Raw genomic sequence first — 12,924 nt, forward strand, 5'->3', positions numbered from 1 at the left:
ATTGGCAATCGTGTATCTAATAGTGATGTGTACGCAAATTCTCTTTGTAGAGGGATTCGGAGTAAGTCCGTTGAAGATTGTACTCATGTCATTGGCTCCATTTATACTTACCACAAAAGTTCCTTATCTATCCAAAGCTTTTCTCATAGGAACACTTTATATTATAGTGGTGTTTTTTTGTGCCACTATGCAATCTTATGTCCGTGTTTCCACCATCGGATATCTGTTCATGTTCGTTATAACGTTCATCATGTATTATAATCTGGTATATGATGGCGCATTCTCGTTTGATGATTATAGGAAACTCTTGCAGGTGTTTATATGGGCGTTTTTCTATTGTGCCGTATTACAACAACTTTTTTCCGCTGTAGGTTTACGATATATGCCTGTTTTAAATATGGTAGGGCAGACTTATTTGTCACCTATCCATTTTAATACACTTACTTTCGAGCCTTCTTCATCCGCGCGCATATTGGCTTTCCTGTTTTTAGGCTTTCTGCGAATGGAGGAACTGTATTTAGGCAATAAACCCAGTTTCCGCTATTTATGGGACAATCATAGAAAAATCGTATTTGCGTTCTTGTATGTAATGTTATTTATGGGAAGTGGTACGGCAATTATTGCTTTAATCCTCTTATCCTTGTATTTTATTGAAAAGAAATATATTGTTCATATGCTATTAGCATTTTCTTTGGGATATGCAATTTTGACAAATGTTGACTATTTACCCGCGAAACGAATGTTGGTAACCGTAAATGCAGTGATGACATTGGATGTAAATGAAATAACCATAGCCGATAATAGTGCGGCTGCACGTATCAACCCGTTAGTAAACACGTTGACTAATACAGATTTAACCTCGTCTGAAACTTGGTTCGGAAAAGGTACTGTATCTGTGGAACAGAGAAATAATTGGTATTCCACTTTGAAAACAGCCAAAATGGGGAATATCGATCAATACGGACTTATCAGTTTTATTGTAGCAATATCTTTGATTTTTATGTGTTGTATTCCACGTTTTCTATCAGTAGAAACCTTACTTGCTTTTTTTCTGATTGGAATGACCATTAATAACTTCTCTTACATTTGGGGGTGCTATTTCATCTTAGCAACAACGAAATATTTTTATAATAACTATACATCAGATGAACAAGATAATTAACACAAAGCCCATTGCCATACTGATGGCAACCTACAATGGCGAAAAGTATTTGGATGCACAGATAGAGAGTATTTTATCGCAAACCAATAATGAATGGACACTCTATATTCAAGATGATGGTTCGAAAGACAAGACTTTAGACATTATCAAAAAATACTCTGACAATAATCGAATTATGTGGGTTGACAGTGGTTTGACAAGACAAGGGTGTTGTATGAATTTCATGACTTTACTCAATATGGTGGAAAGCCGATATTATATGTTCTGTGACCAAGATGATGTGTGGCTTCCGGAAAAGGTTCAAATAAGTATCGACAAAGTTAGAGAATTGGAGAAAACAAACCCTGACAAACCTATTTTAATCCACACCGATAAGAAAAGGGTGGATGCGGATTTAAATATAATATTGGAGAGTGAATTAAATCGCACCAATCTTCCTATTGAGAAACTGAATAAATTGATGAAAGAAAGGAATTCATTAGAGCAACTCAGATTAGGCACATTTATAGCCGGTTGCGTGATGTGCTTCAACCACAGGGCAAAAGAGGTTTCTTTTCCATTCAATAATTCAAGAATGCAGGATAGTGTTATTGCTATGGCCGTGGCAGCTAACGAGGGAATCATTGCTACGGTTTATCGGCCTACGATGCTTTACAGAATACATACACATAACACTTGTGGCGAAGTAGAAACCTCGATGTTGAATAAGTTGAGAAATATAACTAATACATTGAATGGGAATTTACGAATGTATTATCTTTATAAAGTTTACGGTGGGGTAATTTGCTGAATTTCATATATTTACGATTTAGAAGATTTGCAATTAGAGGATTTTGAAAAAATAGAAACAATCTTTTATACAAAGAGTGATGATGGATTTAACAGTGGCTATCTGTATGTACAATGCGGAAGTGTATATCGAAAGAACCTTGCAATATATCTATAATCAAACGATGCAGGGCTTCTACTTGCTGATAGTGGACGATTGCAGTACAGACCATAGTACACAAAAGGTAGATGCTTTCTTTGAGCAACATCATAGGCAATATGAATTGATACGTTTGAACGAGAATCAAGGTATTGCTCATGCACGGAATTTTGCAATCAATCATGTAACCACGAAATATTTTGTGTTTATTGATTCTGACGATCTTCCTCTTCCTACACTTATAGAAGAGGAATATAAGTTATTGACCTGTGACCAAGAGATAATGGCTGTTAGTTCTTGGCTGAAATATATTGATAATCAAGATAATGAAATTGGAGGGGGGCTTTTTATCGGCGATACCTCCAAAGAAATGTTCAGGGAACGTGCGCAAAAAAACAAGCTCATCTTTCTTCCGATACAGACCATGTTTGTAAGAAACGATGCGCTAAGAGTGGGAGGATTCCGATTGGATGGCTTTCCGGAAGGCAAACCTCGCTATCGTGACTATTGCGAAGACTTGGATTTATGGACACGTTTGAGCGACCTTTACACCAAGGGTAAAGTAATTGTGACCATCCCCAAAGTACTTTACCTTTATCGAAAAGCAGATACCCTAAGCACCAACCACTTCAATATGATTATCAAAATGCGGTTTGTGAAAAAGAACTTGTTGCTGAGGCGCAGAGGTGAAAAAGAAATGACGTTTATCGAATTTATGAACAGCATGTCGGAAAGAGAAATGCGCAAACTTGAAAAAGACTCTTTGGCAGCGGACTGCTTGCGCAATGGGGTTTTCTATCTGAAAAGTGGCGTCTGGATGAAAGGTATATGGACTTTGATGAAATCCGTATGGTACCAACCTTTATATATCGTGGACAAAATAAACGCAAATTATATCAAGAAATGATGAGAAATATAGCTGTGGAACATATTGAGCAGGTTATCGGTTTCTTGAATGAAAATGCCGATTATGCTGTATTGAGAAATTTTGAGGGACTGCCTGACAATAACAGGAGTCGTGACATTGACATTATCATTACCCGCAAGAGCTATCGGAATATGATAGACCGGCTGGTGGCATTGATAGATAAAAGCGGCTGGAAAATAGTGACTTATCTGCATAGTGACCGATTGCTCACCTTGGTGTGCGGCAAGGTGCTGGGCGACCGTACAGAGTTGGTGCAATGGGACTTCTTTGTGAACACTTCGGTATTCGGTATTTTGCTGATGGATGCCGAAGAGTTCTTGCAATACAAGAAATTTAATGGTTTCTTGCATTATGTGGACGTGGATTGTCAATTTTTGGATAAGTATTTGTACAATAGGGCGGTAGGAAGTTATTACCCTGAAAAGTATAGGGCTACGCGCGAAACAGCTGAGTACTTGCCTTCGGTAGTGGCTAAGGTGAAGGATTTGTACGGATGTGATTCGATAGTCCAATGTGACAGAGTACCGGGCAAACGATTGTTGCTGAAAGCGGTGGCATGGAACTGCCGTCGCAATGTCTTGGCTTTTGTGGGGAACGTGTTTAGGTTCTTATATACTTTTGTGGGGAACTATCTCCGGTCGCGCACCGGTTTCTCCATCGGCTTTACCGGCCCGGACGGGTCGGGCAAGACAACGGTGATTGATACTCTTATTGATAACCTGGGTGATGTGTTTCGCAAGGCACACGCCTATTACCATTTCCGCCCTACGCTGTTTGGCAATTTGGGTGAGGTGGCGCATGCTGCCGGGGTAAAGAAAGAGGTGGACAGGAATTACAGCGATCCGCATCGGGGTGGACGGACGGGTGCGTCCAATTCGCTGCTTCGTTTGACCTACTATTCTGTGGACTATATCTTGGGTTATTGGGCTAAGGTGAAGACGATGACGCGCATCACTCGCCTGGTGATTTTTGACCGCTATTATACCGACATTATCTGTGACAGCCGCCGCAGCCGTATCTATCTCAATCCCAAGTTCCTTTATGGGTTTGGCAGGCTGTTTATCCCATCGCTGGATTATAACATTCTGCTGACTGCCCAAACAGATACTATTTTAGCCCGAAAGCGTGAGCTGGATACGGAGGGCATTGCAGCAATCAATGCAAAAATAGATTATCTGAAGAATAAAAAGGGTTATTACAAAGTGATGAATGAAGGCACTCCACAAGAGGCGGTGACGAAGATTCTTAATATTATATTTGAGAAACAACATAAGAAGAATTTGAAACGATTGAAATAATATGGCAGCGGTAACATTTAAGACACAAGGTTTATGGGCAAAGGCATATTCACGAACTCAGTGGATTCTATCTTCTTTTTTTGAGCAGTGGAAAAATTACGGGTTATCAATCGCTTTTCCAAGCCTTGTATGGTGGATTGGGAATTACACCCATAAGAAAACTATCGGCTTTTGGAGTTTAAAGCATTTGACCCGTAATATGGATAGATATTTTGAAAAGAGAAGAAGATATATAGAGATTATTGAGAAATACAGAAGTGCTACACAAGTGCAATTAAATGACACTATTCCGCTTTCGAGTTATCCTATATGGGTGTTTTGGTGGCAGGGGGCGGGTGCTATGCCTACTTTGGTAAAATGCTGTTTTGCCAAACTTAAACAGCACAATGGCTTGGTCACTTTAATTACGAAAGAAAATATCCGTAATTATGTGAATATTCCGGAAGTTATTTACCGAAAAGTAGATAACGGTGAAATCAGTTACACTCATTTGTCCGATATTCTGAGAATCTCTCTTCTTGCTGAACATGGAGGCATGTGGGTTGACTCTACTTGTTATGTTCCTTATGCCATACCGGATAGCGCGAAAAAAGAGCTGTTTTATTCGCCATCTACCTGTGGACTGGCAGATATGCCTATGTGGTCGAACAGCAGATGGTGCGGCTGGAATTTAGGAACTAATGAAAAGCAAAACGCTTTATTTGCTTTTTTAAGAGATATGCTCTATACTATTAACATAAACGAAGCATGCTTACCGCATTATTTAATATTGGATTATTTGTTGGATTACGCCTATCGCAAGTTTCCCTATATGCGGCAGGTTATTGTGAAGCATAAAGAGTTCAATGTGAAAAGAAATGAGCTGCATTTTCTTCTGAACAAGGTTTATGAAGAGCCTGTCTATCAACGTTTAATCAAAAACGATTGGTGCTTTAAATTGTCATATAAAACACCATGGAAAAAAGAAATTGACGGGAAGATTACTTTTTATGGGAAAATGGTAAATCAATCAGGTGCAGATTAATTGTTCACAGATCTTTACCAAGGTGGACACTCTGCTAATAAAAGGAGGTATATATTGGTACTGGAATGGAATGAATAGCGAGTGGCATTTTTGGGGGGCTACCGATATAGAACTGCTACTATTGTGCCCTTTGTTTATTCTATATTGCCTTTTTTTTACGCAGGGGGCGAATCTGTTACAAACCCGTTTACATCTGTTGATTTATTACTATTCTACTTTCGTAATCGGGGTTGTCATGGCACGGCATGATTTTCTCAATGCTATGTTCAGATACATTGGAACAAAGTGTACAGATTAGGTCTTATGATATAGGCATTGACAGGTGCTTTTGTGATATGAATTGATAATTTTATGAAGATGGTCAATAAAGTAGAAATGAACAGGCTGAAAATATTTATCTCTGCCTACGCTTGCGAACCGGGCTTGGGCAGTGAGATCGGCGTGGGCTGGCATTGGGTATTGGAGATGTCGAAATACTTTGAGCTGTGGGTGCTGACCCGGCAGAGTAACCGGCATACCATAGAGCCGTGGATAGGCGAACACCCGGAATATAGCGACATTCATTTCCTATATTATGACTGGCCAAAATGGGCACGGTTCTGGAAAAAGGGAATGCGTGGGGTACGAACTTACTATAACATCTGGCAGGCATGTACCAATGGCATCGTGAAGCGAACAATGCAGAAGAATGACATACGGATTTTCCACCACCTGACTTATGGCAATGTCATGTGGAAAGTGAGCAGTTACGGACAACGACAGTTCTTTGTGTGGGGACCAGTAGGTGGCATGGAAACAATTCCGATGGAGTATGCCGACCATTATGACCGAAAGTCGAAGATGATAGAACGGATGAGACACATGGCGGTGAGCCTGATGAAACGGAACGCGGGATTCAAACGGAGATGCAGGAATGCGGACCTGATATTATGCAAGACGGATATAACACGGATGCAGATACCGAAGGCGCATCGGGAGAAAGCCATACTGTTTACAGACGTGGCAGTGGACGAAAAACAGCCTGCAACCCGGAAAGAATCCGTGAACTCTTCTGAAATTACGGAGTTTGTCACTGTGGGACGGCTGGATGCCTGGCGCGGCTTCGACTTGGTGATTGAGGCAATGGCGCTTTTTGTAAAAGAGAACCAACGAATTCACTTGACCATTATCGGCAAAGGAGCAGACGAGCAACGGTTAAAGACATTGATTGCACGGTATGGATTGGAACCGTATGTGACAATGGCCGGTAAAGTGGATATGGATACTTATTTTGAATATATGAAGAAATGCGATGCCGTGATAAACGCTTCGCTGAAAGAGGGAGCCGTGACCGTATCGTTCGACAGCATGGCATTGGGGAAACCGCTCCTGTGTATTGATACGACCGGATATACCCGGTATTTTTCCGAAGAGTATGCCATCATCGTGCAACGTGGTGAGAGGAAGATTACCATACAGGAATTGGGCAAAGGCATTCTGACTTTGACCGATAAGGAGAAAAGGGCTGATATGGGAGAACGTGCCCGCCTGGCAGGCAAACAGTTTACATGGCAATCGCGCGGGGAAGAAATACGGGATGCCATAATGAAAGCCTGGAATAAGCAATAAATAGAATGAGCATAGCACATCTTTTGCCTTTCCTTCTGAATGAGGGGGGAAGCAATACTTTCTATACCTTTTCGAACGCTGACGGCAAGCGGTGGCTGATGCCTGCCAAGAATATGCGGACGGCAATGAACCTCTATCAGCCCAGCGGAATAAAAGGAAAAGGGATGAAGGCCTTATTCCCCTATCTTTACAGGCTGGGTGTTGTCAATAAAGCAGTCGGAGCGGAAAAGAAGCGGTATGAATTAGTCCCAGAGTTGGAAAAACTACTATGCCGGTTGTTTGGCACGGGCGACATAGAGTTCTCTATCTTTTGCGGCACTCCATGCGTACATCAAAAGATAACCATGCAAATCAGCAAAGGGGCACGCATATTAGGCTATGCCAAATTCAGTGACAACGATGAGATAAAGCATATTTTTCGGCAAGAACAGGAAACGCTGGACTATTTGGAACAAAAAGGGGTGACATCCGTCCCCCGGTGTTTGTACAGCGGAGAGTGGAGAGACGGGCTGGGGCTGTTTGTGCAAACTACGACCAAGACACGGCACTCTTCGACAGACCACCGGTGGAACGAAAGGGAAATGGCATTCCTTGAAGAACTGCACGAAAAGACAAAGCAGCACATCCCTTTCGAGGAAACGGAGTATTATCGGGATTTGTGCTTGCTCTGCGAGGAAATGAATAACCTGCCGGGATTTGAAACAAGACCCATCGTGGAGGGTGTGAGCAAAGTTTTGAATTTTTATGTTCATAGGGAGGTGGTTTTCTCTTTTTATCACGCCGACTTCACGCCATGGAACATATATGTGGAAAAAGGCCGCCTATATGCCTTTGACTTTGAATACGCCAAGCGTACTTATCCGCCTTATTTGGATTATTTCCACTTCTTCACGCAAACCGCCATTTTTGAGGAACATTTAGGTGCTGATGGCATCTGGAAACTTTTTCAGCATGATAAAGAACGCCTTCAATCTTTGTTCGGCAATCCGGATTTAGCCTACACAAGCTATTTATTAGGCATTATAGCACATTACGTGAAGCGTGAAAAAGGCGTGTTTACCGGTGATGTGCAAAGGAACATGAAGTTATGGATTGGACTTCTCAAATATTTATGCAAATGAATAAAAAGTGTATCGTTTGTTTTCACCTTTTCAACGACTACAGCGGAAGCCCCAAAGTATTGAACATGGTGCTTAAAGGGCTACTTGGCAAAGGGAAAAAGGTAGAATTGGTTACTTCAAAAGGCGGGGTGCTGGATGAACTGAACACACATCCTGGTATAAAGCGGTATTCTTATCCGTATCATTTTTCCGCGAACCCTGCGGTGACGATGTTGCGCTACACTGTGATTCAGCTATATACTTTCTTCTTTGCGTTCCGCTATCTGTTCAGAAAGGATGTGGTGTTCTATATCAATACGCTACTGCCCGTGGGGCCGGCTTTGGCTGGTCGGATTATGGGGAAGCGGGTGGTCTATCACTATCACGAGAACGCTTTTATCAAAGGGGCGTTCTATAAAGTGCTGGCCTGCTGTATGCAGAAGTTGGCGCATGAGATAATTTGTGTGTCGGCTTACCAGGCTTCTTTTCTGAAAAGGAAGAAAGGAGTGACTGTGATACCGAATGCATTGCCTACGGAGTTTGTGAGCAAGTTGTACCCCGATGCGGAAGCGGCTTTTGAGCGGAAGACGGTGTTGATGCTGGGTTCTCTAAAAGAGTATAAAGGTACACGCGAATTCATTGAGTTAGCGAATCGTTTGCCGCAATACAAGTTCGTACTGGTAATTAACGACACCCAAGAAAACATAGACAAGTACTTATCCGACAATAAATTAACAAATATTAAGGGGGGGGGTAATCTGACGATTTATCCAAGGCAAATTGATGTGGCCATTTTTTATAATGCGGCATCCATTGTAGTTTGTCTGACCAATCCTCGATTAGCTGTGGAAACATTCGGGCTTACTACATTAGAAGCCATGAGTGGCGGGCTTCCAGTGATTGTGCCTACAGTGGGCGGCATAGCCGAAATGGTAGTGGATGGCATCAATGGCTACAAAACGGATGTGCAGGAATTAGACATCATTCAGAAGCAAATAAGAAGAATGCTCGACAACAAGGTTCTTTACCATTCGTTGGCAAAAGAAGCTTTGAAATGCTCGGAAAAATATAAATCGGCTGAAAACCTTTCTATTTTGATGAAATCAATCGATAATGGGAAAGAACAATATTAAGATTCTGTCACGTCAGACGGATGTCTCTACGTTTTACAACAAAGCATCGGTGGTGCTGAACCTATCGGACAAACGTCAGTTTGTAGAAACTTTCGGGCTGACTGCCCTTGAAGCCATGAGTGCGGGACTTCCTGTAATAGTACCGACTGAAGGCGGCATTGCTGAAATGGTGGAAGACGGTGTGAACGGGTATAAGGTTGATGTGCAGGAATTGGAGCGGATCATCTGTCTGATTGAGAAAACGCTCAATGATAAAGACCATTATATGCGTATGGCTAACGAATCATACCAAGCCTCTTTATATTTCAAAGATGATACAATGATTGAAAGAATCCTCACAATCTTGAATGAATAACAACGGAAATCAGGGGTTATACGAATGAAGCGAATCTTCAACTGCCAACCTTCAACGATTTTTATTCTCAAACGGTTCTTTTAGGTTATATTCAGTCCTTGGAGGGAAAAGCGCAAACAATTTTCAGAAGCGGGAAAAGTAGAGAATTTCCATATATTTAAAAACAACTTTTATTTTATTAGATGAAGCGAGTAGCGATTGTGGGCATACAGGGTGTGCCCGCAAAATATGGTGGCTTCGAGACATTGGTGGAGAATATTATCGGGGAGAACTGTTCTCCGGATATCCGGTATACCGTGTTTTGCAGCAGTAAAGATTATGCGGAACGGAGGGATTCTTATAAAGGTGCCGGATTGAAATATATTCCGCTGTTTCATGCCAACGGCATGCAAAGTACGCCTTATGATATCCTGTCGATGCTCTCCACGTTGAAGGGGTATGACACGGTAGTCATACTGGGGGTATCGGGATGTATTTTCCTTCCCGTATTCAGACTGTTATACCGGAAAAAATTAGTGATTAACATTGACGGTCTGGAACATCGCAGAGCCAAATGGGGCGGATTCACCAAATGGTTCCTGCGTACCAGTGAGGCAATGGCGGTGCGCTATGCCGATGTGGTGGTGGCAGACAATAAGGGGATTCAGGACTATGTGATGGAGACCTATCATAAGGAAGCGGTTTTGATAGCCTACGGGGGAGACCAGGTGCTGAGAAATATATCAGAAGAACGGCAGATGGAAATCCTGCGGAAATACGGGGTGACACCGGGCAACTATGCAGTCAGCGTATGCCGGATAGAGCCGGAGAACAACAGCCATGTAATTTGTGAGGCATTTGCCTCCAGCGGGAAAGATATTGTGTTCGTGGGTAACTGGGAACGGAGCGAATATAGCCGTGGATTAAAACAGAAATACGCTGAATACAGCAATATACGAATGGTGAATGCGGTATATGACTTGGACGAGTTGTATGCGCTGCGTAATTGGTGCTGTTGCTATGTTCATGGGCATAGTGCGGGCGGTACCAATCCCTCTTTGGTGGAGGCGATGTTTTTCGGGAAGCCGGTTCTGGCGTATGATGTGGTATATAACCGGGAAACGACTGGGAATAAAGCCTGTTACTTCAAGACTGCGGATGAATTGACGGAACTACTGAACCGGAATACACCGGACGGTACGCCGATGAAAGAGATAGCCATGAGGCGATATACATGGAAATACATTGCGGAACAATATGAAATATTGTACTAAAGAAATATATAAGAACAAAAAAGATTGACAATGAGGAGAAAACGGTATTGGGGGGGGGTGGTTGTATTGCTGTTGCTGCCGGCTTTAAAAGCTTTGTCGCAGGCACCGGTCAGCCCCAAAGTGGAATTGTTTGCAGGGGCGGAATTGCATTATCGGGATATCTTCTACACGAAGATGTACGAGGTTTTGGTGAACCTGACTCCCGGTCTGAAATGGCACATCGGCAACCGGTGGCAATTGGCCGGTCAGGCCATAATCCCCGTTTATAATGATTATGGGGATCGGTATAAGAAGGTACGCCTGAGTATGGCAGTGCTGTCTAAGGAATGGGACTGGAACGGTTCGCAATTCTTGAAAGTGAGCGGTGGACTGTTTGGACGGGAACGCTATGGGCTGGATGTGAAATGGATGTATCCGATTAACAGATGGCTGGCTTTGGACGCACAAGTGGGTGTGACGGGCTTCTGCTCGATGGCTGTAGATTGGGAATGCAGCAAGATGGAGCGAGTGACGGGACAAGCCGGAGTGAACGTCTATCTGGAAAAGGTGAATACGGAATTCCGGCTGCACGGTGGCCGGTATCTTTATGAGGATTATGGCGTGACGGCCGAAGCCATGCGTCATTTCAAGCACTGTACGGTAGGTCTGTATGCCCAATACAGTGACCAAGGCAAGGAGAACGGAGGTTTCAAGGTCATCATGATGATTCCACCCTACAAGCGGAAAGCCCGTAAGGTGATGGTACGTCCGGCTTCCAATTTCAGGCTGACTTACGACATTCAGGGACAGCCATACGCTGTGAAAATGTATTCCACCGATCCGGAAGAAAATGAACGTGAAGGGCATTACGACCGCAACCGTCTGCAATGGGGTGCCAATCGGATGGAACCGGACTTCACCAACAAGGAAGGAGGCAGACCATGAGACAAATTACAATTCTGATAATCGGTTGCCTGTTCTTTTTCGGAAGCGGACAACTCTTGCACGCCCAACAATATACGGGCATGAGCGGACTGATCCATGTACCGAGCGGAGAAATGGATGAGGCCGGAGAGGCACGTGTCGGTGCGCATTTTTTGAACAAGGAATTCACGCCGGACAAAGGATTCAATTACGAGGGGAAATACAATACGTTGAGCCATTATCTGAGTATCACTCCTTTCTCATGGCTGGAAATCGGCTATACTTGTACTTTACAGAAAGGGCGTGCAATCGACAATAAAGGACAGGTCTTGGAAGGCAATCCTAAATTACGCTTCAAGGACCGTTACTTTTCTGTCAAACTGCAACCTTTGAAAGAAGGGAAATGGTGGCCGGCTATAGCCATCGGTGCCAATGATCCATACGGTACGGACAGCAAGGAGGGAACCGGGAAAGAAGGAGAAAGTCCTCAAAATGGGGACGGGAAAAGCCAATACTTTTCTAACTATTACATTGCCGCCACCAAGCATATCGGCTTGAAAGGTCACAGCATTGGCATCCATGTGGCGTACCGCCATTGGAAGCGCAACTATAACAGCAAGTGGAACGGCCCGGTGGGCGGCATTACTTATCAGCCTTCTTTCCAAAAGAATTTGCGCTTGATAGCCGAATACACGGGCGATGACGTGAATGTGGGCTTCGACTGGAAACTGTGGAAGCACTTGCTGGTACAATCTTCTTTGCAGAACGGAAAGTATTTTTCGGGAGGGGTATGCTTCTGCATCAACCTGTTGTAAAAGACCGACAATATGGAATATCCCTTGTTGCTTGAATTCCTTGACACCCGGTTGGAAGCTGCCCTCGATCAGGAACGGTTCAATCGGCAGACCATTCACTTGTATCGGTGTGGCGATAGTTGGCTGGCGTTGGAATATTCGCCATGTCTGTTGGAAGAGCAATTCCATTATAAGGACAAGAAACCGTTGATTTTCCACTTGAGGGACGGAAGGCGTGTGGTGATGGTGGAAGTTCCGGCCTCTTATGTAAGGAGGATCGCAGCAGGACATGAGACCGGTCGGCAAGGAACGCGTTGGATGCCGGTCGTCGGGCAAGTGATTATGCCGGATGGAAGGAATGGATTCTGGATGACTGAGAAGGTCCGGAAAACATCTGTCATGAGAGTTATTTATCATTTATAATTAACATTTTAATTC

The 12,924-nt window shown here is 43.3% G+C and carries 13 protein-coding genes; all 13 read left to right on the forward strand.

Going from position 1 to position 12,924, the window contains the following annotated elements; genetic code table 11:
- Positions 1-250: 250 nt before the first annotated feature.
- The 13 genes from BUC01_RS15815 (at position 251) to BUC01_RS15880 (ending at position 12,909) form a co-directional block, all read left to right on the forward strand.
- Positions 251-1,162, forward strand: a complete 912-nt coding sequence (locus BUC01_RS15815; RefSeq protein WP_128809482.1) for a hypothetical protein — start codon at positions 251-253, stop codon at positions 1,160-1,162.
- Positions 1,146-1,952, forward strand: coding sequence for a glycosyltransferase (locus BUC01_RS15820; protein ID WP_025830994.1), 807 nt, complete (start codon positions 1,146-1,148; stop codon positions 1,950-1,952). Before BUC01_RS15815 ends, BUC01_RS15820 begins: the two co-directional genes overlap by 17 nt.
- A gap of 79 nt (positions 1,953-2,031) precedes the next feature.
- The gene (locus tag BUC01_RS15825) at positions 2,032-2,997 is read left to right on the forward strand and encodes a glycosyltransferase family 2 protein (RefSeq protein ID WP_025830993.1); all 966 of its coding nucleotides are present in this window, start codon (positions 2,032-2,034) and stop codon (positions 2,995-2,997) included.
- Complete coding sequence (locus BUC01_RS15830; RefSeq protein WP_025830992.1) at positions 2,994-4,316, forward strand: hypothetical protein; 1,323 nt, start codon at positions 2,994-2,996, stop codon at positions 4,314-4,316. Before BUC01_RS15825 ends, BUC01_RS15830 begins: the two co-directional genes overlap by 4 nt.
- Position 4,317: 1 nt before the next feature.
- Positions 4,318-5,340 (forward strand): capsular polysaccharide synthesis protein, encoded by a 1,023-nt coding sequence (locus BUC01_RS15835; RefSeq protein WP_025830991.1) that lies wholly within the window; start codon positions 4,318-4,320, stop codon positions 5,338-5,340.
- Positions 5,341-5,691: 351 nt separating this feature from the next.
- The gene (locus BUC01_RS15845) at positions 5,692-6,948 is read left to right on the forward strand and encodes a glycosyltransferase (protein WP_243462349.1); all 1,257 of its coding nucleotides are present in this window, start codon (positions 5,692-5,694) and stop codon (positions 6,946-6,948) included.
- A 5-nt stretch (positions 6,949-6,953) separates the two neighbouring features.
- Positions 6,954-8,069, forward strand: coding sequence for a phosphotransferase (locus BUC01_RS15850; protein WP_025830988.1), 1,116 nt, complete (start codon positions 6,954-6,956; stop codon positions 8,067-8,069).
- Positions 8,066-9,181, forward strand: coding sequence for a glycosyltransferase family 4 protein (locus tag BUC01_RS15855; RefSeq protein WP_034524083.1), 1,116 nt, complete (start codon positions 8,066-8,068; stop codon positions 9,179-9,181). Before BUC01_RS15850 ends, BUC01_RS15855 begins: the two co-directional genes overlap by 4 nt.
- Complete coding sequence (locus tag BUC01_RS15860) at positions 9,162-9,536, forward strand: glycosyltransferase (RefSeq protein WP_025830986.1); 375 nt, start codon at positions 9,162-9,164, stop codon at positions 9,534-9,536. The genes BUC01_RS15855 and BUC01_RS15860 overlap by 20 nt, the downstream gene beginning before the upstream one ends.
- 182 nt (positions 9,537-9,718) lie before the next feature.
- The gene (locus BUC01_RS15865; RefSeq protein ID WP_025830985.1) at positions 9,719-10,789 is read left to right on the forward strand and encodes a DUF1972 domain-containing protein; all 1,071 of its coding nucleotides are present in this window, start codon (positions 9,719-9,721) and stop codon (positions 10,787-10,789) included.
- Positions 10,790-10,819: 30 nt separating this feature from the next.
- Entirely contained in the window at positions 10,820-11,713 is an 894-nt protein-coding gene (locus tag BUC01_RS15870; RefSeq protein ID WP_073314204.1) for a YjbH domain-containing protein, read from the forward strand.
- On the forward strand, positions 11,710-12,507 hold the full coding sequence (locus tag BUC01_RS15875; protein WP_025830984.1) for a YjbH domain-containing protein: 798 nt from the start codon (positions 11,710-11,712) through the stop codon (positions 12,505-12,507). Before BUC01_RS15870 ends, BUC01_RS15875 begins: the two co-directional genes overlap by 4 nt.
- Before the next feature lie 12 nt (positions 12,508-12,519).
- Positions 12,520-12,909: a hypothetical protein gene (locus BUC01_RS15880; protein WP_243462348.1), complete on the forward strand. Its 390-nt coding sequence runs from the start codon at positions 12,520-12,522 to the stop codon at positions 12,907-12,909.
- Positions 12,910-12,924: the final 15 nt, after the last annotated feature.

It is taken from the genome of Bacteroides stercorirosoris, assembly GCF_900142015.1.
GTDB lineage: Bacteria > Bacteroidota > Bacteroidia > Bacteroidales > Bacteroidaceae > Bacteroides > Bacteroides stercorirosoris.